15 protein-coding genes are annotated in these 19,982 nt (G+C 46.6%); 11 read left to right on the top strand and 4 right to left on the bottom strand.

The window, feature by feature from the left end:
* Positions 1 to 87: 87 nt before the first annotated feature.
* Positions 88 to 1,059, bottom strand: a complete 972-nt coding sequence (locus tag ACOGW3_RS18755; protein WP_419904360.1) for a GlxA family transcriptional regulator — start codon at positions 1,057 to 1,059, stop codon at positions 88 to 90.
* A gap of 66 nt (positions 1,060 to 1,125) precedes the next feature.
* Positions 1,126 to 2,028 carry a LysR family transcriptional regulator gene (locus ACOGW3_RS18750; RefSeq protein WP_419905958.1) on the bottom strand — a complete coding sequence of 301 codons (903 nt, stop codon included), beginning with the start codon at positions 2,026 to 2,028 and terminating at the stop codon, positions 1,126 to 1,128.
* A gap of 162 nt (positions 2,029 to 2,190) precedes the next feature.
* On the opposite strand from ACOGW3_RS18750, the gene ACOGW3_RS18745 reads away from it, so the two are divergent.
* The 6 genes from ACOGW3_RS18745 to ACOGW3_RS18720 all read left to right on the top strand — a co-directional run bounded on the left by ACOGW3_RS18745 (position 2,191) and on the right by ACOGW3_RS18720 (position 9,834).
* On the top strand, positions 2,191 to 3,639 hold the full coding sequence (locus ACOGW3_RS18745) for an aldehyde dehydrogenase family protein (protein WP_419904359.1): 1,449 nt from the start codon (positions 2,191 to 2,193) through the stop codon (positions 3,637 to 3,639).
* Between the two features lie 9 nt (positions 3,640 to 3,648).
* The gene (locus ACOGW3_RS18740) at positions 3,649 to 4,638 is read left to right on the top strand and encodes a membrane dipeptidase (RefSeq protein ID WP_419904358.1); all 990 of its coding nucleotides are present in this window, start codon (positions 3,649 to 3,651) and stop codon (positions 4,636 to 4,638) included.
* A 115-nt stretch (positions 4,639 to 4,753) separates the two neighbouring features.
* Positions 4,754 to 6,319: a BCCT family transporter gene (locus ACOGW3_RS18735; protein ID WP_419904357.1), complete on the top strand. Its 1,566-nt coding sequence runs from the start codon at positions 4,754 to 4,756 to the stop codon at positions 6,317 to 6,319.
* Positions 6,320 to 6,389: 70 nt separating this feature from the next.
* The gene (locus ACOGW3_RS18730; RefSeq protein WP_419904356.1) at positions 6,390 to 8,105 is read left to right on the top strand and encodes a hypothetical protein; all 1,716 of its coding nucleotides are present in this window, start codon (positions 6,390 to 6,392) and stop codon (positions 8,103 to 8,105) included.
* Positions 8,105 to 8,776, top strand: a complete 672-nt coding sequence (locus tag ACOGW3_RS18725; protein WP_419904355.1) for a DUF3726 domain-containing protein — start codon at positions 8,105 to 8,107, stop codon at positions 8,774 to 8,776. Before ACOGW3_RS18730 ends, ACOGW3_RS18725 begins: the two co-directional genes overlap by 1 nt.
* A 41-nt stretch (positions 8,777 to 8,817) precedes the next feature.
* Complete coding sequence (locus tag ACOGW3_RS18720) at positions 8,818 to 9,834, top strand: Ldh family oxidoreductase (protein ID WP_419904354.1); 1,017 nt, start codon at positions 8,818 to 8,820, stop codon at positions 9,832 to 9,834.
* A gap of 101 nt (positions 9,835 to 9,935) precedes the next feature.
* Here the strand turns inward: ACOGW3_RS18720 and ACOGW3_RS18715 are convergent, their stop codons facing one another.
* Positions 9,936 to 10,895, bottom strand: a complete 960-nt coding sequence (locus ACOGW3_RS18715) for a GlxA family transcriptional regulator (protein ID WP_419904353.1) — start codon at positions 10,893 to 10,895, stop codon at positions 9,936 to 9,938.
* Positions 10,896 to 10,979: 84 nt separating this feature from the next.
* Between ACOGW3_RS18715 and ACOGW3_RS18710 the strand changes: the two genes are divergently transcribed.
* The 5 genes from ACOGW3_RS18710 to ACOGW3_RS18690 all read left to right on the top strand — a co-directional run bounded on the left by ACOGW3_RS18710 (position 10,980) and on the right by ACOGW3_RS18690 (position 17,467).
* Complete coding sequence (locus ACOGW3_RS18710) at positions 10,980 to 12,233, top strand: sarcosine oxidase subunit beta family protein (RefSeq protein WP_419905957.1); 1,254 nt, start codon at positions 10,980 to 10,982, stop codon at positions 12,231 to 12,233.
* Positions 12,234 to 12,245: 12 nt separating this feature from the next.
* Positions 12,246 to 12,533 carry a sarcosine oxidase subunit delta gene (locus ACOGW3_RS18705; RefSeq protein ID WP_419904352.1) on the top strand — a complete coding sequence of 96 codons (288 nt, stop codon included), beginning with the start codon at positions 12,246 to 12,248 and terminating at the stop codon, positions 12,531 to 12,533.
* Positions 12,530 to 15,481, top strand: a complete 2,952-nt coding sequence (locus ACOGW3_RS18700; RefSeq protein WP_419904351.1) for a sarcosine oxidase subunit alpha family protein — start codon at positions 12,530 to 12,532, stop codon at positions 15,479 to 15,481. The genes ACOGW3_RS18705 and ACOGW3_RS18700 overlap by 4 nt, the downstream gene beginning before the upstream one ends.
* Positions 15,474 to 16,043 (top strand): sarcosine oxidase subunit gamma, encoded by a 570-nt coding sequence (locus ACOGW3_RS18695; protein ID WP_419904350.1) that lies wholly within the window; start codon positions 15,474 to 15,476, stop codon positions 16,041 to 16,043. The genes ACOGW3_RS18700 and ACOGW3_RS18695 overlap by 8 nt, the downstream gene beginning before the upstream one ends.
* 155 nt (positions 16,044 to 16,198) lie before the next feature.
* A complete protein-coding gene (locus tag ACOGW3_RS18690; protein ID WP_419904349.1) occupies positions 16,199 to 17,467 on the top strand; it encodes a CaiB/BaiF CoA transferase family protein in 1,269 nt (422 codons plus the stop codon).
* A gap of 87 nt (positions 17,468 to 17,554) precedes the next feature.
* Here the strand turns inward: ACOGW3_RS18690 and ACOGW3_RS18685 are convergent, their stop codons facing one another.
* Positions 17,555 to 19,954 carry a methyl-accepting chemotaxis protein gene (locus ACOGW3_RS18685; RefSeq protein WP_419904348.1) on the bottom strand — a complete coding sequence of 800 codons (2,400 nt, stop codon included), beginning with the start codon at positions 19,952 to 19,954 and terminating at the stop codon, positions 17,555 to 17,557.
* Positions 19,955 to 19,982: the final 28 nt, after the last annotated feature.

The following is a 19,982-nucleotide window of genomic DNA, read 5'->3' as shown; positions in this document are numbered from 1 at the left end:
AAAAACACAACAATTAAGACTCTATAGAGCACAATATGACAAAAGGTAATTTAATATGCTGGAATAGGTAAAGTTAGTTGCCCGGGATTAAAGTGTTCGATATTGCCGGGGAGACATTCTCCAGACCCTATGGAAATGTTTTGATAGATGGGATGTTGACGCAAATCCACAAGCAACGGCAATCTCACTAATTGATAAACTTGTCTGCCGTAAAAGATAAGCCGCTCTTCTTACTCGAAGGCCCACATAAAAACGACTTGGACTTTCCCCTACATACTGTTGAAAGAGACGATCCATTTGTCTTGGAGTGATACCTACATGTTCTGCCAGTTTGGGGAGAGGGAGAGGTTCTTCAAGGTTTTGTTCCATATATTCAATGATGCCGCTTAACCGAGGGCTTGATGCGGCGAATTTGAATGAAGGATTAAGCCGTTGTGGGCTGACCTGTGGACGAATATCACTATGCACAAAGTTCTCAGCGATTGCCAAGCTCAAGTGCCTTCCATAATCACGTTCGACCAATTGCAAGAACAGGTCAAAAGCTGCAGCCCCACCCGCACAGGAAAAACGATCTCTATCTATTTCATAAATCTGCCGCGTTATATCCAGGTCAGGGTTTTGCTCGACATAGCCATCGTGACATTGCCAATGGATTGTTGATCGGTAACCGTCAAAAATACCAGCACGAGCAGCCAAATACGATCCATCAGAGATCGCTCCTGATAATTGGGCTCGGCGCGCTTGTTCTCTGACAAAAGAAAGAGTTCTGGGATCCGTAAGATTATCAGAACCATCACCGCCACAGATCACAAGATGTGTAATCTCTTTGTTGGCGGCTTCAAGAGGGGCAGTCGGAAGGGCAAGCCCGCCCGAAGATGGATAAAGTCCACTATCAGCTGATACGAGTTGCCACGAATAGATTTCGGATCTCGACAAACGGTTTGCAGCTCGTAAAACCTCAACTGCTGAGCTAAGGGCGAGTAAGGAGTAGTTCGGAAGTAACAGGAATACAAAGTGACCTGTTATTGGAGTTTCCTGACTTTCGATTATCTTCTGCATGTGGTGCTTCTAATCAATTCAACTTTTCTCATAAATAGAATTGTTGACGGTAATTTTAAAAAAAGTCTAGGACACTTCTTGCTGGAGCGTCTTAAAGTTCCCCTCCATAGACGTCTCAATTTCTGTAACTCTATTTTTTATAAGATTTATCAGAGCGATAGCCGCCGGGGATAAGGTGTTATTTTTCAGTTTAACAAGCCCCACCTGTCGCATCTGCGGTGTATCTAAGGGAATGAATTGTAGAAAAGGATCTGCGCTTGGCACCGATAGACGAGGTAAAATAGTAACCCCTGTTCCTGCTTTAACGAGAGCGAGCACTGAAGTCACATTATGGACCGTAATACTACTTGTTCCCATATTCGAGATGAGATCTTGGGCCTTTAAAGACTGTGTAATGCTGTTGGCGAGCAGTTTCTTCTTCTTAAGTAATTTTGTTGAGAGGGTTTTATTTTTTTTTGCAGATAGATCTTCGTTCGAACATACCACCCCCAGGCTATCTTCAAAAAGAGGAATAAACTCCATACCGGGCAATGACTTGGCCAAACTAGAGATACCGAACTGAACCCTTCCGCTGTGGACTGCGTTGATAACACTTCTTGAATCGGCATCCCGAATTTCAATTTCCACTTTCGGAGATTGTTTGTGAAATTCTTTAATAACGGATGGCAGGATTTGCTCAGCCACAGATGGAACGCACGAAAGAGACAGATAGCCTATTTCGTTCCTGGCAAAGGAAGTGATTGAAGAGAAAATCTCATCACAATGGTCGATAAGGTTTCGGGTCTGCTCGAGTGCGAACAACCCCGTAGGGGTAAGGTTTCCTTTGCGTTCTCCCTGGAACAATGGCGTACCGATTTCTATTTCCAACTGCTTTAATGCCATGGATACGGCTGAAGGTGTCCTTCCCAGTTGTTCAGCTGCCAACATGATAGAACCATTCTCTGCGACAGATACAAATGTTCGGACCATAGCGAGAGTTACAGACAAGGCAAAAATCCAAATTACAATAAAATTGAAGTATACGTAAAAAATTTGAATTTGACGATAATTGAAATATCTGCGGAAATAAACATCAAATATTCCTGCGCTTATATAACAGGCGTAATCTACTATGATCATGAGAAGGTTGGTATGCAGAATTTTTCAAACTATATCGCGGGCGAATGGGTCTCATCGGATAAATTTACAGAGAACCTGAACCCTTCTGATCTTTCAGATATCATCGGTAATTATGCCCAGGCTGATAAGGCGCAGCTAGATCGTGCTATTGATGCTGCCAGACAGGCTCAAAAAATATGGGCCGCAACAGGTTTGGAAAAACGCTACACAGTTTTGATGGCTATCGGCGAAGAAATGAAAGCGCGTTCGGCTGAACTCGGCGAGCTTCTTTCACGTGAAGAAGGCAAACCATTGGCTGAAGGTAAGGGAGAAATCTTCCGTGCAGGACAGTTCTTTACCTATTACGCCGCCGAAGTCCTTCGTCAGATGGGAGATACTGCAGATTCAGTGCGCGATGGCATAGAAATTGATGTTCGCCGTGAAGCGGTTGGTGTTGTCGCGATTATTTCGCCGTGGAATTTCCCAACAGCTACCGCTACTTGGAAAATCGCTCCTGCCTTGGCTTATGGTAACGCTGTGGTATGGAAGCCCGCGAACCTCACACCCGCAAGTGCCTGGGCGCTTGCAGAAATTTTCTCTCGTCATGATCTTCCCAAAGGTCTCTTCAACCTCGTTATGGGTGGTGGCTCTACCATCGGGCAACAGTTGGTAGAGAGCTCAGGTATTGATGCGATATCTTTCACAGGCTCTGTCGATGTCGGTCGGGGTATCGCGGCTTCTGCAATCGCGAACATGACCAAAATACAGATGGAAATGGGTTCTAAAAATCCTTTGGTTGTCATGGATGATGCAGATCTGGATTTAGCTGTGGCTTGTGCTGTTGGTGGCGCTTATGGCGGAACAGGACAGAAATGTACGGCATCTTCTCGCCTAATCGTTCATGAAAAAATCCACGATGCATTTGTTGAAAAGGCTGCCGCTGCCGTTAAGGCGATGAAAGTAGGGCATGCCCTGACGGAAGGGACACAACTTGGTCCTGTGGTGAGTGAAACACAGCTCAATTCCAATCTGGAGTACATGAAACTGGCAAAAGATGAAGGTTGTGAACTCGTTTGTGGGGGTGACCGTTTGGATATGCCGACCGAAGGCTATTACATGTCACCAGCTTTATTCATTAACGGCAACAATGCTATGCGGGTTAACCGCGAAGAACTTTTTGCGCCAATCGCCTGTGTGATCAAGGTTGGTACTTACGACGAAGCCTTGTCGATCTCTAATGATACTGGTTTTGGTCTGACATCTGGTATCATGACAGGCTCTCTGGCACGCGCTAACCACTATCGCCGCAATAGCCGTACAGGTTGCGTGATGATTAACCTGCCAACTGCAGGTACCGATTACCATGTTCCATTTGGTGGTCGTGGTAATTCAAGCTACGGCGCACGCGAGCAGGGGAGTTACGCAGCTGAATTCTATACCCAGGTGAAAACCTCTTATATCAGTTCCGGATCTCCAGAGTAGGAACCAACAATGACTGCTCAGAAAAACTACGTTATCGATTGTCTCCAGTATTGTAACTGGTCAGAGGAAATCTTTCGTCAGATGCGTGAAGGTGGGGTGGACGCAGTCCACGTCACCATCTGTTACCACGAGATGTTTCGTGAGACCGTAGGTAATATTGAACATTGGAACAGGCTGTTTGAAAAGCACAGTGATCTGATCCTTCATGGGCGTACTGCTGATGATATTCGTAGAGCGCATGAAAGTGGTCGCACGGCTATATTTTTCGGATTTCAAAATTGCGCGCCAATCGAAGATGATATCGGTTTGGTCGAAATCTGCCACACACTTGGTGCGCGCTTTATGCAGCTTTCCTATAACAATCAGTCACTTCTCGCGACGGGCTGTTATGAAACGGAAGACCCCGGCATCACCCGTATGGGTCGCCAGGTGATCAAGGAAATGAACCGGGTTGGCTTGGTCGTTGACATGTCTCATTCGGCTGAACGCTCAACCCTTGAAGCTATCGAGATATCTGAACGTCCCATAGCTATAACCCATGCAAATCCAAGCTTTTGGCATCCTGCACTTCGCAATAAATCAGATGATGTTCTCAAAGCACTTGCTCAATCAGGTGGCATGGTCGGGTTCTCTCTCTATCCGCACCATTTGAAGGGTAAGAGCGATTGTACCCAGTCTGAATTCTGCGACATGATCGCAAAGACGGCAGACATGATCGGGGTGGATCACATCGGAATAGGTAGTGATCTTTGCCAGGACCAACCCGACACTGTTGTTGACTGGATGCGTGTTGGCCGTTGGACCAAGTCGGTGGATTATGGTGAAGGTTCCGCTGCTAATCCCGGGTTCCCTGATATGCCGAGCTGGTTTCGAGATAACCGAGATTTTCCAAATCTAGCCTCAGGGTTACGTGATGTTGGTTTCTCCAATGAAGAAACTGCAAAAATTATGGGCATGAACTGGCTGTCTTTCTACGAAAGCTCATTCTGTCCGCAATAACAGGACAAAACCTCTGTTCAAATGAAACGCCTGGCAACCTTAATCGATGGAAACAACGTCGAGGGTTGCAGGGTGACTATACAAGTAAGCTATGCGCTTAGGGAGTAATGAAGTTATGAGTAATGTATCAACGGCTGGAAACGGTCTTTTAAGAGGGGTTAATATCCCCCTCTTTGCGCTGACCGGTGGCTTTATTGTCGCCTTTTGCGGGCTGGCTTTGATTGATATCGACCTGCTTAAGGAGTTGGTAAACGCTGGCTTTGGATGGTCTGTTAAGGTTTTTGGAGCCTATTGGCAGGTATTGTTGCTACTGACCTTTATTATTGGTTTGTTCATGGCTTTTTCCTCGAGAGGGTCCGTTGTTCTCGGTAATCTGGAAAAACCTGAGTTTTCCACATTTCAATGGGGCTCCATGATCATGTGTACCCTATTGGCAGGCGGTGGCGTCTTTTGGGCCGCTGGTGAGCCGATGGCACACTTCCTATCGCCACCTCCAATATTCAGTGTAGAAGCAAAAACTGCAGAGGCTGCTTATCCCGCTCTCGCTCAAGCTTTCATGCACTGGGGGTTCCTTGCCTGGGCCATCCTTGGGGCGCTGACGACCGTCGTTTTGATGCATTATCATTACAACAAAGGCCTGCCACTGGCTCCACGTACTTTGCTCTATCCTGTCTTTAAGGAACGGGCCTTAAAAGGACCTATCGGTTTAATCGCGGATGCTTCTTGTATCATAGCAGTTGTTGCAGGCACCGTAGGACCGATTGGCTTTCTTGGGCTTCAGGTGAGCTATGGCTTGCAAGATCTTTTCGGTATTCCCGATACTTTTGCTACTCAAGCCACGGTAATCGCTGTTCTTGTCGGTATCTATACTATTTCGGCGGTTTCAGGGGTTAATAAAGGGATCAAGCTTGTCAGTACCTTTAATGTAATCCTCGCATGCGGCTTGTTGGTTTTCATGTTCTTCTTTGGCCCAACTGCCTTTATCGTTGATAGCTTCGTTCATAGCTTTGGACTTTATATCGATAAATTTATCCCAATGGCGATGTTCCGTGCAGAAAGCGGATGGCTGGGTTGGTGGACAGTTTTCTTCTGGGGATGGTTCCTGGGTTACGGTCCGCTTATGGCAATGTTTATTGCCCGGGTATCCCGTGGTCGTTCTATCCGTGAAATCGTGGTCATGTTGTCTATTGTGGCGCCAATTGTCACCTGCTTCTGGTTTACGATTGTTGGCGGATCAGGGATTGCGTTTGAACTGGAGACACCAGGATCTGTTTCTGCTGCCTTCGAAGGTTTTAATCTTCCTGCTGCTTTATTGGCGATCACGAAACAATTACCTGCCGGTTTTATTGTTTCTGTTCTTTTTCTGATTTTGACAACAGTGTTTGTGGCAACAACGGGTGATTCCATGACCTATTGCATCTCTCGGGTAATGTCTGAAAGTGATGAAACAAGCACTCCAATTCGTGTATTCTGGGGTGTGGCTATGGGTGTTATCGCCATAATATTAGTTTCGTTGGGTTCTGGCGGTGTAAGTGCATTGCAGTCGTTTATCGTGGTTACGGCCGTGCCGGTTTCGCTGGTCCTTTTACCATCCCTGTGGTCAGCACCACAGATCGCCGGAGAATTGGCAAAACGTAACAAGCTAGAAGAAACACCTGCCCCTGTAGAGGCACAGGCCTAGGTGTAAACGAATTAGGGGAGGGAAGTCGTTTCCTTCCCTAAACACTACCCAGGTATAATTGGAGGTTTGTGTGAAACAGAACGTTGATAGCTTGAAGTCCTTTCCACTTCGTCCCGCACATCAGGTAATGAAACTTGATCGTCTGGGGGCATTTCATCAAACACGCCTAAGTTTTATGCGTGCCGTGATGAGACGTCTAAAACGCGATAGTTGGACTTTTGAATGCCCTATATGGCGGATCAATGAAAAAGGCGAAGGCGTTGCTGTCTATCTCGCCAAAGGCCCCGAGCGTACCTATAGCTTGGTTTGTTTTGCCCATGATCTAGATCCTGCGAAACGTTCGGATCGGGTTATTGCCGAGGCCTGGGATACCACCTTTGCTTTACATGATGGAATAATAACAGAAGAAGATATTGAACGACTTTCCAACAATGTTCCCAAGCAAGAAGCAGGACGTTGTTTGGATAGCGAACTCGTTCTCTCAAGAGCCAATAAAAGTGTTCGCCTTTTCGAATACGTCGTAGACCAACTTGCAAAGGGTGAACAACCTGATCAGGACACCCTGGATAAGGTTGGATACCTGATGAGAACGACGGCCGTTTATGGAAACGGCAAACTTGGCATGGCCGACCGTGACCGCATTTCTGATCGCGATGAAATGCTTGGTCCCTTTAGGGCTGAGATGTTGGCTGTTTGGCTGATCAGAACGTTTGTTTCTGATTACGTAGAACAGATGGCAAGTTATCGCTCTCCACAAACTGCGGTTAAATTGGATCCGGAAATTCGCCGAAGTCTTGGTGTGGGCAACTCAACCGGACTTGGAATGGCACCATTTCTGGTAAACCATCCTATTTTGCTTCACAGCTGGATACATGCCAGAGAAACGGCACTAACGAGAGTGCGTGCACTTCCGAACATGAACGCAGCCAGCCGTACTCACTTTGAAGACTACCTTGAGTGCGCTTTCCAATCTTTAGACCGTTGGCATACTGATGATGAAAGACAAGCGCATAAGGTTGAAAAGCTAAAGCAAGATCTTGAAAAGTTACGATCCAAATCCGTTGATGACTTTCAGCAAGACCATTATCCATGGGATGCAATTTATCGATGGGGGGAGGTTGAACTTTCTTTAGAAGGGCAAGAAATTCTCGTGAGTTTCCTTCTTGAGCCTCATGGACAAGAGATCGATGATCTTGCCTCTGTAATGTATGCTGAAGAGAACGATAATTTTCGCATTGATGGTTCTCTCAGTGTGCAAGACATGCTCTTTGCGTTAGAGCAGCACTATGGCTGGGCTCTTGATGTTGACTACGATACACACCCAAATTCTGTATACTTTTGGTATGTCTCAGAAGAAAAGCTCGAACCACGCTTGGGCTCTCGGGCTAACGAGCCCGGTTCTGAACTGGAACAGCCCCTATCAATCGGACGAGATGCCACCCAGTTATACCGTGATCTCGTAAGTTCTGAGCCGGATGAAGTCCTGGGTTCATTTCTTTTACGTCATCCCGAGCACCGACTGCTAGCCCGCCGTGTGCAATTAACACAGCGATATCCTTATGCGGAAATTCACGACAACCTTATTGGTGAAGACCTCCTACCGGTTGATCTCTTACGCTGTAAGCTTTCATTTTTCGGTGCGACACGGTTTGACCCGCGTTCCGATCGCTGGGTACGCATTACCATGTTCCAGAATGCCCCGTATCCACACGAACTGTCGAACATGAACGAAGATGAATGGGCTTATCCACAGGTAATTAAGTCAAAGAACGAGGGAAAAGGCTAATGGCTCATTATTCCTTGAATGAAATAGAAGCCTCTGCGCGTAAAGCTGCGCGTGGTGCTGGCATGACCTGGGGGCTGGCGGAAGAGGCGGGTAAGGCAACCCGTTGGTTAGCTGCACGTGGCTTACCCAATGTAACGACCTTACTCACGTTATTAAAAGAGAACGATGGTAAGGACTACCAAAGCCTGTGCCCCCAGAACATGTCAAATAGTTGGTCAGCTTCGGGTGGTGTCCTATGTCCCATAATCGCAGGTAGCACGTTAAACGATTTGGCTCACAACATCATTTTGGGGCAGGAGATCAATCTGGAATCTGTCCAGTGTCCTGCCTTGATATTACCGATACTCGGACGGGCTTCAAAAGCCCTCGCACAGGGCTTTATCGTTTGTTGGGATGACGTTGTTATCAAGATATTACCGGATATGCTCTATCTGGAAAAAGGTAAGGTCGTGGATGTTGGCATAACATTCGCCGCAAAAGTTATGGTTGCGGGACTATTGTCTGACGACATCAATACTAAAGGCCAAAAAATAGACCGTGTCGTACAGGGGGTTCCCCTCGGTAATCAGGATTGGTCTGATCTTCAAGTCTTAGCCGCGCGTACCTATGTCCCTGCGAGTGAAGAATCTCGGCGACTAGGTGCTGGTGCAGGCCTGACCGACAACGATTAATTTTCATTATAAAACAAATAGTAAGTTAAGAGGAACAGTACATGGTTGAAACTGTAACAATGAGTGTTTCCGAAATTGAGGACCTTGCTCTTAAAGCATTGCTCGCAGCGGGAACCAATGAAAAAAATGCGGCATCTCTGGCCCGTTCCGTGGCTGTAACCGAAAGTGACGGGATTGCTTCACACGGCCTGGCTTATGTTCCAACCTATTGTCTTCATGTTGAATGTGGCAAAGTGGATGGCAATGCTGTACCTGCACTTGATGTCGTTCGACCAGGTCTCGCTATTGCGGATGCAAAAACCGGTTTTGCCCATACAGCAATAGACCTCGGTTTTGATTGGTTAGTTACAACAGCACGTGAACAAGGCATTGCAGCTTTAGGCCTGCGAAATTCTTATAACTGTGGAATTCTGGGATATCATACAGACCGTTTAGCTTCTCATGGGCTTCTCGGAATTGGCTTTACCAATGCGCCAGCTTCTGTGGCACCAGTCGGGGGCAAGAAAGCGGTACTTGGAACAAATCCTTTTTCTGTTGCTGTTCCGGGAGCGAACGGAGAGACACGTATTCTCATTGATCAGAGCGCTTCAGTGATCGCGAAAAGTGAAGTCATGAAGCATGCTCGCGAAGGCAAAGCCATTCCAGAGGGCTGGGCACTCGGCCCAGATGGTCAACCAACGACTGATCCTGATGTGGCTCTGAAAGGGACAATGATCCCGAGCGGTAGTTATAAAGGGTTTGGTTCTGCCTTGATGGTGGAACTGATGGCTGCGGCTTTAACTGGCGCTACACTTGGTATTCACTCCAGCCCATTTTCTGGACCTGTTGGTGGTCCGCCTAAAACGGGACAGTTTTTTATGGCTATAGATCCTGAAATTTCTTCAGGGGGTGCCTTTACGGGGAAAGTCGACCATCTTATCGAAGCAATCGTTGGTCAGGAAGGAACCCATCTTCATGGATCAGAGCGATATGCTGCTCGAGAAAAAGCTGCCGTTGATGGGGTCGCCGTTAATGCTGCAGTCGTCGATAAAGTGAACGAATGGGCATCTAAAATATAATAATTTTAGACATTAAGAAATACTGGTATTAGCTTGATATTAAAGTGTATTTCTATGTGATTTGGAGATTTGTAACACTGAGAATGTGTACAGATCTCCAACTACCCTCGAATCGATGAAGGGGGAGAACTATATTTGTCGTGAAAAGCTTTTGAAAAATGTGCAGAGCTTGAAAAGCCAGTCGCAAATGCAACTTCAGTAATCGAAAGTGTAGTTTGCATCAAAAGGTTATGCGACTTTTCCAACCGTAAATTACGGTACACGGACATGGTACTTTCACCTAATTTATCCACAAATAGCCTGTTGAGTTGGCGAGAACTGACACAAGCGAGAAGTGCAAGTTGGCCAAGATCCAAAGGATCTGCAATGTGATTTTCCATGGCCTCTATAGTTTGAATTATTGCTGGATTATGAGTGCTGTATCGCTCAACTACTCCTGAGCGTTGTGGACCTCCAGAGGGCCTAACATCAGTATGAATAAACCAATCGCTTACTTTTCTGGCAAATTCAGATCCATGAATTTCGCTTTGAACCGCATACATCATATCCAATGGCGCGATCCCACCCGCACAGGTAATACGATCTCGATCCATAACGTACAGACTACGTTCTATCAAAAGTGTAGGGGATATTTCCGATAAAGCCTCTGCATGTTCCCAGTGAACCGTCATGCGACGACCTTCCATTAAACCCGCCGCCGCCAGGATAACCGGCCCACCCGATACCCCACCAAGACGAACACCATAACGTGCGATATGACGTAGCCATTGAAAGATTTGCTCATCTACAAAACCCGTTGGGTCTCCACCAGCAACAACAAGAACAAGGTCATAGTCATTCTCGTCCGTAATTTTGGCTGTCGCTTTAACAATAGCACCGCTTGAGCTGGTTGCCTGATCACCTGTTGCAGTGATGTGCTCAACTTTATTAAGTTCTTCACCAGCCAAAAGGTTGGCCGCCCTTAAGGGCTCGATGACCGATGAGTATGACATGAGGGAAAAACCATCGATCAGCAGAATGCCAATTTTGTAGATACGCGAGTGAAATAATGGTGTGGCCATAATTTATAAATTTCAGTCTTTTTTATGAAATCTCATTCCTTATAACACTGCTGTTGTATGTTCAGGCAACAAATTTGAGAACATATAATGAAATACTCTGGCTTTAAGGTAATAAAAGAAGCGCTTACCGGTCATAAAGGTTGGAAACCAGTCTGGCGGACACCAACCCCTAAAAGTGAATACGATATCATTATCGTTGGTGGAGGAGGGCATGGCTTAGCCACAGCCTACTACCTGGCAAAAGAATTTGGCATGACCAACATTGCAGTACTTGAAAAGGGTTGGATCGGATCAGGTAACGTTGGACGAAATACCACCATTGTGCGTTCAAACTATTTATTACCCGGCAATGAGCCGTTTTATGAGTTTTCCATGAAATTGTGGGAAAACCTGGAACAGGACTTCAACTACAATGCCATGGTTTCTCAACGTGGTATTTTGAACCTTTTCCACAATGATGCTGGGCGCGACGCCTATGCACGTCGTGGTAACTCCATGATGCTCGCTGGTGCTGATGCGGTACTACTGGATCAAGAAGGCGTTCGGAAGATGTATCCTTGTCTGGATTTTGAAAACGCACGCTTTCCAATCAAGGGCGGCTTGTTACAACCGCGCGGTGGAACTGTCCGTCATGACGCCGTGGCCTGGGGTTATGCCCGTGGCGCAGATAGTCGTGGCGTTGATATTATCCAAAACTGTGAAGTCACAGGGATGAATATCGAAAACGGTATTTGTACCGGGGTTGAAACCAGCATGGGGACAATAAAAGCCAAGAAGGTGGCAGTTTGTGTCGCCGGGTCATCTAGCCGGGTTATGTCGATGGCAGGAATGCGTCTGCCTATAGAAAGCCACGTATTACAGGCTTTTGTCTCTGAAGGTTTAAAGCCGATTTTACCTGGTGTTGTCACCTTTGGTGCGGGACATTTTTATGTATCGCAATCTGACAAGGGCGGCCTGGTGTTCGGTGGAGATATCGATGGCTATAACACCTATGCCCAACGCGGTAACCTGCCTGTAGTTGAAGATGTTTGTGAAGGCGGTATGGCATTAATGCCAATGATCGGTCGCGCCCGACTTCTACGCATGTGGGGCGGTGTGATGGATATGTCCATGGATGGCTCCCCCTTTATCGATAAAACCCATATCAATGGCCTCTATTTCAATGGCGGCTGGTGTTATGGAGGCTTCAAGGCAACACCTGCAAGTGGTTGGTGTTATGCACACCTGTTGGCAAAAGATGAACCACATCCTGTTGCTACTGAATATCGTCTCGATCGCTTCCGTCGCGGAGCAATGCTTGATGAAAAGGGCGTTGGCGCCCAACCGAACTTGCATTAAGGAAAACAGAATATGATCATCAATCATCCTCTTCTGGGTCCACGAGATGCAGCTGAGTTCGTTTACAAAGGCGATGCATCCCTCATCAACCGACCTGATTGGCAGGCCGATGACGCGGCTGAACTCTTCCACGAATATTTGTATCTTCGCGACAATCCCGCAGGGGAACATCGTGAGCTCTGGTATCATGAGCAGGGCGATCGGTCCTGGCTTGTAGTTACCAGAAATACACTGACCCATGATATCACCAAAGTTGAACTCGCCAGAGATGTGGCACTAGTAGAGCGACGTAAAAAATGAGCCAGATAAACCGAATTGATGGCGGACTGATTAACCGTAGCAAAAAGCTAAGCTTTAATTTTAATGGTCAATCCCTTGAAGGCTATGAAGGCGATACTCTTGCTTCAGCTCTTCTCGCCAATGGGCATAGAATGGTCGGCCGCTCTTTTAAATATCACCGCCCGCGGGGTATTTTCTCAGCTGGATCAGAAGAGCCTAACGCTTTGGTTCAACTTCGTGCCGGGGCCTATCAGGAACCCAATACCCGGGCGACAGTAACCGAGCTATTTCATGGATTGGAAGCCACCAGTCAAAATCACCGCGGATCTTTGAAATATGATCTCATGGCGGTGAACGATCTCTTTTCATCGTTCTTATCGGCAGGCTTTTACTACAAGACATTTATGTGGCCAAAGGCATTTTGGGAAAAATTCTATGAGCCGGTAATCCGTGCGGCGGCAGGACTTGGCCGTTTATCCGGTGAAGATGATCCTGATCTCTATGACAAGGGTTTCTTGCACTGTGACGTGCTTGTTGTCGGCGCAGGAGCTGCTGGTTTATCCGCAGCTTTGTCTGCTGGCCGGGCAGGGGCACGTGTTATCATTATGGATGAAGACTTCTGCATGGGTGGACGCCTAAATGTGGAAACTCTTTCTGTGGATGATCAAAGCGGTAGCGAATGGACCACGCAGGCCTTAGCCGAACTTTCCGCCATGGATAACGTGCGTTTAATGACGCGAACAACGGCTTATGGAGCTTATGATCACGGTATAATTGGTGCGTTAGAGCGTGTAACAGACCATTTGATTTCCGGGGAAAACAAACCGCGCCAAATACTTTGGCGGGTTTATACCAAACGCACAATCCTTTGCGCTGGTGCAACTGAAAGGCCAATTGCCTTTGGCAATAACGACAGACCAGGAGTAATGTTGGCTGGTGCCGTACGCGCCTATGTCAATCGCTGGGGCGCTCTTCCTGGTAAAAGGGTTGCTGTCTTCACCAATAATGATGATGGCTGGCGCACTGCGACTGATCTTGCTGCTAAGGGTGTTGAAATTACCGCTGTCATTGATAGCCGAGATGGCCAACCTCCCGTTAATGTTCCCAAGGGAGCAGCCATTGTTATGGGCGGGCGTATAGTCGACACCAAAGGCCGTCATGGTATTCGTTCCATCACACTTTCTAACGGCCAGAAAATACCAGCAGATTGCTTGGCTGTTTCTGGCGGTTGGAGCCCTAACGTGCAACTTACCTGCCATCAACGCGGACGCCCGACATGGCGCGAAGATATCGCAGCTTTTGTTCCCGGCGGAGAGTTACCACAGGGAATGGTCGTTGCGGGTGCGGCTAGCGGTAATTTATCTTTGTCCTCTGTGTTACAAGACGGACATGATATCGGTAATTCTGCAGTAAGTGACCTTGGCTTTACAGCGTCAAAGGCAAAAGCTTCAAAATCTGAAGATGAAACTGTTGGAATTTCAGCTTTCTGGCACGTTAAAGAAAGCAAGGCACGTGCCTGGTTGGACCTTCAAAATGACGTTACCGTAAAAGATGTTAAACTGTCCCATCAGGAAGGTTTTCGGTCTGTCGAACACCTCAAACGCTATACAACGCTTGGGATGGCGACAGATCAGGGCAAGACTGCGAATATCCCGGCACTGGCTGTTATGGCCGAATGTACGGGAAAGTCACTTCCAGAAACCGGCACCACTATTTTCCGACCTCCTTATACACCCGTTGCAATTGGTGCCTTGGCAGGCAGAGCAAGAGGTAAAGACTTTAGGCCGTCTCGTCTAAGCCCAAGCCACAACTGGGCAGAAGAGCAGGGCGCAGTCTTTGTCGAAGCCGGTATGTGGTATCGCGCTCAATGGTTCCCAAGAACAGGTGAAACCCACTGGCGTCACTCTGTGGACCGTGAAGTTACTCAAACACGAGAATCAGTTGGTGTCTGTGATGTCACCACGCTTGGGAAAATAGATATCCAGGGCAGGGATGCGGCGGAATTTTTAAATAAAGTTTATGCCAACGCTTTCGCTAAATTACCTGTTGGTAAGGTCCGTTATGGCATCATGTTACGTGAAGATGGCATCATGATGGACGATGGAACTTCTGCCCGGTTCGCAGAAAACCACTTTGTCATGACAACAACGACGGCCAATGCTGTCGGTGTTTTCCGTCATATGGAATTCTGTCGTCAGTGTCTCTGGCCTGAATTGGATGTACACCTGATATCGAGCACAGAACAGTATGCACAGTTTGCTGTTGCCGGACCAAATGCAAGAAAGCTCCTGCAAAAGGTTGTTGATAGTGAATATGACATTTCCAACGAAGCCTTTCCTTTTATGGCTTGCGGTGAAATCACTGTGTGCGGTGGCGTGCCAGCGCGGTTGTTCAGGATCTCATTCTCAGGCGAACTGGCCTACGAAATTGCCGTACCGACAAGATACGGGGACTCTCTTGTACGCACCCTGATGGCTGCTGGTGAAGAATTTGATGTCACGCCTTACGGTACCGAAGCTTTGGGGGTGATGCGAATAGAAAAAGGCCATGCCGCAGGTAATGAATTAAACGGTCAAACCACCGCTCAGGATCTTGGTATGGGACGCATGGTCTCCAAGAAAAAAGACTCTATCGGTAATACCCTGTCTGAACGGGAGGGACTTAATTTGGAAACCGGATTGAGTTTGGTTGGATTCAGACCGGTTAATCGGAGTGAGGAGCTTAAAGCCGGATCCCATTTCATTACCAAAGGAAACACTGCCAATATGGCAAATGACGAAGGCTGGATGTCATCTGTGGCTTTTTCTCCAAACCTTGGCCATTCCATTGGTCTTGGTTTTATAAAACGAGGAAGCGAGCGTATGGGAGAAGTTGTGCGTGCAACTGATCCGCTTCGTGGCGGTGAAATGGATGTCGAAATCGTCTCAGCACACTTTATTGACCCTGAAGGGGAGCGTCTCCGTGGCTAAATATACACTTGAAGCAAATACTCCACTGGATGGTTTTAGTCATGATTTCAATGGCGTATCGGTTACAGAGGTAAACGGGCGATCTATCGTGTCTATCGCCACGCCTTTGGACGGCGAAGAGGCCTTATCTAAAGCGTTGGCTAAGGCTTACAAACTGGATAACCCAAAACCAGGACAGTCAACGGCCTCCACTGTTGATAATGCAGTCTTATTGGGAATGGCGCAGGATCAAACTTTCCTTGTGTTTGACCACATGGAAGACAAGCCTGTTGAAGTCGTATCCCAGCACCTCAAAGACACGGCTTATCTAACAGACCAGTCTGATAGCTATGTGATGCTTCGGGTTTCTGGGGAAAATAGTCGTTCCGTCCTAGAGCGAATTTGCCCTATTGATCTCCATCCCTCAGCTTTTCCTGAAGGGAGCGTTTCTCGAACAATAATGGAGCATCTTGGAACAGTTATTGTTCATGAAAAAGCTGATACTTTTCTTTTGATGTCGGCTCGATCTTCTGCAAAATCGTTTCTCGAAGCCGTTGAAGTATCGGCATTAAATATTGCTTAAAAACAAGATTGTATGTGGATTTAAAACAACGTTTTAGTCACACGTAAATACAGCAAAATCACCTAACTTCGGTGCTGTTTTAAACAGTAGAATAATTTTGAATACGTCCTTCAATTTGGGGGATGTATTCGTGTGTCCTAAAATTGGAAGACATAATGAGCAAATCCCAGCAGGAAATGAACGATTTTGTCACCTCACAAAGGAATACTGAATGTTTTAAAGGCCAACCCCTAGCGGGTAAAAGAGTTCTAGATATCTCCACTGTCGTAGCAGGTCCCTATGCTGCGGCTTTATTAGGCGATGCAGGAGCTGAAGTCATTAAGATCGAAAACCCTGCGGTACCTGATGCCCTGCGAACCTGGGGGACTATTTCTGAAACAGGAATAGAGCCTTATTACGCAGTCGTAGGCAGGAACAAACTACCCGTTTCAATTAATCTAAAGTCGGAAAAAGGAAAAGAGCTTTTCCTGGAACTGGTCAAACAGGCAGATGTCCTGATTGAAAATGTCAGGGTCGGCGTCATGACAAAACTTGGTATTTCTCATGCAACCTTACTCGAGATAAATCCGGGTCTGGTAATTGGTAAAATATCTGGATATGGCATGAACGGTCCTCACGCGAGACAACCCGGGTTTGGCACTCTGGCAGAGGCCTACAGCGGTTATACTTATCTCAATGGCCATCCAAATGGCAGTCCGACAAGCCCCCCGATCGCGCTTGCTGATATGACAGCGGGTGTACATCTTGCCTATGCCGTTGGCTTAGCGCTTCCCCAGGCAGAAAGAGGCGTAAAAGGGGGAACCGTCGTTGATGTTTCTCTCTATGAGCCTCTCTTTGGTTATCATGGTGGCGAGTTTGTAAGTTATCACCAAACCGGAGAAGTTCCTCAGCCCATTGGCAATGAACTTCGCGCTGCAGCCCCACGCAATAACTTCAAAACGAAGGATGGCAAGTGGATTGCACTTTCATGTTCATCACAAAAACCGTGGGAAGCTCTTGCCATACAAATGGACCAGGAGCATTTAATTCAAGAACCCAGGTTTCTGACCAATAACGACCGAATAAAACCTGAAAATAGAATGATCCTTAATGAAATCATTCAAGGGTGGTTATTGGGCAAAACCGAAGAGGAAGCGCTTGAGCTCTTCCGGCGCGAAGGGATCACCGCAGGCCCCATCATGTCGATGCAAGATATCGATGAAGATGAGCACTATAAAGAACGGGGTAGTTTTGTCAGTGTTGAAGACCCTGCAACAGGTATCGACCTAAAGATGCCAAATGTATCCTTTCGAATTGGTGAGGATACAACGAAGGTTCGTTTCCCAGGACTTCCCCATAGCTCTGCCAATGAGGTGATATTCAAGGATATGCTTGGTCTTGACTGTGAAGAAATAAAAGAACTTCACGAACTTAAGGTTGTTTAGTAAGTCTAATTAAGATGCATAAAAGAAAAGAGCTTGTTCAATTTAATATGAACAAGCTCTTTTTGTTTACTTAACACCAGACTACCGCTAGGCAGAGGCAACTTCGTGTAGGAAGTGATCCACCGTTTCACGAAGCTTTTGAGCTCGTTCAGATGCTTCACTTGAAGTGCTCTGTACTTTGTTTGCAGAGTTGCTGGTCTCGGTCACAGATTCTGAAACGGTTGCCATATTTGAAGCCGCGTCTTGTGTTGCATTTGCAGCAAGACTTACATTCTGGGAGATTTCAGCTGTAGCTGCTCCTTGTTCTTCAACTGCTGAAGCAATGGCCGTCGTATAGCTGTTAACCCCATCCATTGTTTCTACAATGTCTTGGATCGCCACAACGGCTTCTTCAGTAGAGCCTTGGATTTCAGAAATTTGACTGGCTATTTCCTCTGTCGCTTTTGCGGTTTGTGTCGCCAAGGATTTAACCTCAGAGGCAACTACAGCAAACCCTTTACCCATTTCGCCAGCCCGTGCGGCTTCAATCGTCGCATTTAGAGCAAGTAAATTGGTTTGTTCTGCAATATCTTGAATTAGAGTGACAACATCACCAATTTTTTGTGCCGCTTCAGCTAAACTTGAGATTTTTTCGTTGGTTTCACGAGTATTTTCCGTCGCATTACTAACGACTTCAGTAGTTTTACTCACTTGCCGCGAAATTTCTGTAATTGAAGCTGATAGCTCTTCAGCAGCTGCTGCAACGGTTTGAACAGACATAGAAGCGTTATCAGTTGCTTTTACTGCTGAGCCGGCTTGTTCAGAAGTATCCGTTGCAATTGTATTCATGTGTTTGGCGGTCACTTGCATTTGTTCCATGTCGTTTGTGACCGCGCTGAGAATACTTTGTGCTGTTGTACGGAACTGTGCAATTAAGTCTTCAATCTGACCAGCACGTGCTATGCGGGATGCCTGTTCGGCTTCTGATTTGGCCGCCAATTCCTGTCGTTCTGTTTCCTTATCCTGAAAAGCCTGAATAGCACGGGCCATTTCACCTATTTCATCATTGCGTTCGGTTTGTCCACTTTCAGCGCTGCTTTCCAAATCACCCTGCGCCAAGCGACGAATACCCCTGGTCAGAGTATGCAACAGTCTTCCTGCATAAAGGAAAAGCAGAACAGAAAATGCCGTCACAGCAATGGTGACAATAAGAATGATATTGGCCGCAGTCGTGCCTGAACTGATAACACTATCGACACGATCTCGTCCTATCGCACTAACCAGTTCAGTTAGCGTTTTTGCTGAAGTTTTCATCTCCACGCGGGCAGCCTGAGCTTTATTTTGCGTTTGTACAAAAGCTGCATGGCTATCACTAAAGCCTGCGACAATTGTATTAACTTTACTGCCTGCCTCTTCTGAAACGCGTTCGGCGTATTTCTGGGCATTTAACTCAAGTGAGTTCAGCTGTTTTGAAATATTTTGACTATTTTCGTTAGTTGGGCTGTTCACATAAACCGAAAAATCATTGAGAAGAGAGAAGGCATTGGCTTGCAAGCTTAGAGCCGTATCAAAAACCCCTTGGAAACGCGTTTTCTCTTTTCGATTAGAAATCACAGTATTCCGTGCTTCTTCCATTTTCTTATTTTGGATTTCCATAACACCGGTTGCAATTTTCACAGCCTTACGCGCTGTAATCTTTGCTTTTATGAGCCCGAGTTTATCCTTTTTTGTTAATTCACCAGCCTCGGCCAATTTTTTAGTAATTTCGTCAGTAGCAGTTTGAATTTTTTCAATGAAGGGCGGGAAAGCAGAAACAACTGAGCGGGTATTGGTGTCGAGCTCTCTTTTGAGAAGAATGTCAACGATGCCTTTTGCCGTTTCAACTGAAGCCAAAAGCTTTTTCTGATTAGATTTACTTTGACGACCATCAAATAAAACCATCGCAAGCTCTACGTTGTTCATGGCTATTATAAGGCGGTGGGCTTCATCAATGATACCTTGTGCGGCATCCAACTCGGTTCTTGCTTTAAAGACGGCTTGATCTGCAGCTGCTAGGGATTTGTTAGATTGGTTGGCAGTCGAAACAGTCTCAGCGATCAGATCTGATATTTTAGACTGAACATCATCATTTTGACTGTTTTTCTGGATAAATGCCCCTGAATAGGATTCAGCAGCAAGGCGAAATTGCTCGACCAGATTTGCCGCTTCTACGCTCTGAGCTTGGTCGGATACCAAAGCTTCAGTATCCGAGCCAACTCTATCCAATAATTCGACAGTCGCCTTAAGGTTATCCTGGTTACCATCACTCAATAAGTCACTTGTTGAAACAGAGAGAGTTTGTAATTCAGAAATTAATACGGTCGCATGATCAGCATCTTCAACATCAGAAACAATTGATGTCGTTGTACTCACACTGAAACCGCCTTCGATCATTACCAAAAGGAGTGTCAAACCAAACCCCGCAAAAATGCGGGCTTTGATTGACAACTCACTGAACTTGAAAGCCATTGTCAGGTTTCCTTTGTCCTTAACGGAA

This window comes from Kiloniella sp., assembly GCF_965205715.1.
GTDB lineage: Bacteria > Pseudomonadota > Alphaproteobacteria > Kiloniellales > Kiloniellaceae > Kiloniella.
Note: the sequence above shows the minus strand (reverse complement) of the source record. Positions and strands in the feature narration are given on the sequence as shown.

Bases quoted from the DNA above. Each gene is read 5' to 3' on its own strand.
- ACOGW3_RS18755 (WP_419904360.1), bottom strand. From the start codon at position 1,059: ATGCAGAAGATAATCGAAAGTCAGGAAACTCCAATAACAGGTCACTTT.
- ACOGW3_RS18745 (WP_419904359.1), top strand. From the start codon at position 2,191: ATGCAGAATTTTTCAAACTATATCGCGGGCGAATGGGTCTCATCGGAT.
- ACOGW3_RS18705 (WP_419904352.1), top strand. From the start codon at position 12,246: ATGATCATCAATCATCCTCTTCTGGGTCCACGAGATGCAGCTGAGTTC.
- ACOGW3_RS18700 (WP_419904351.1), top strand. From the start codon at position 12,530: ATGAGCCAGATAAACCGAATTGATGGCGGACTGATTAACCGTAGCAAA.
- ACOGW3_RS18740 (WP_419904358.1), top strand. From the start codon at position 3,649: ATGACTGCTCAGAAAAACTACGTTATCGATTGTCTCCAGTATTGTAAC.
- ACOGW3_RS18750 (WP_419905958.1), bottom strand. From the start codon at position 2,028: ATGGTCCGAACATTTGTATCTGTCGCAGAGAATGGTTCTATCATGTTG.
- ACOGW3_RS18685 (WP_419904348.1), bottom strand. From the start codon at position 19,954: ATGGCTTTCAAGTTCAGTGAGTTGTCAATCAAAGCCCGCATTTTTGCG.
- ACOGW3_RS18690 (WP_419904349.1), top strand. From the start codon at position 16,199: ATGAGCAAATCCCAGCAGGAAATGAACGATTTTGTCACCTCACAAAGG.
- ACOGW3_RS18735 (WP_419904357.1), top strand. From the start codon at position 4,754: ATGAGTAATGTATCAACGGCTGGAAACGGTCTTTTAAGAGGGGTTAAT.
- ACOGW3_RS18715 (WP_419904353.1), bottom strand. From the start codon at position 10,895: ATGGCCACACCATTATTTCACTCGCGTATCTACAAAATTGGCATTCTG.
- ACOGW3_RS18725 (WP_419904355.1), top strand. From the start codon at position 8,105: ATGGCTCATTATTCCTTGAATGAAATAGAAGCCTCTGCGCGTAAAGCT.
- ACOGW3_RS18720 (WP_419904354.1), top strand. From the start codon at position 8,818: ATGGTTGAAACTGTAACAATGAGTGTTTCCGAAATTGAGGACCTTGCT.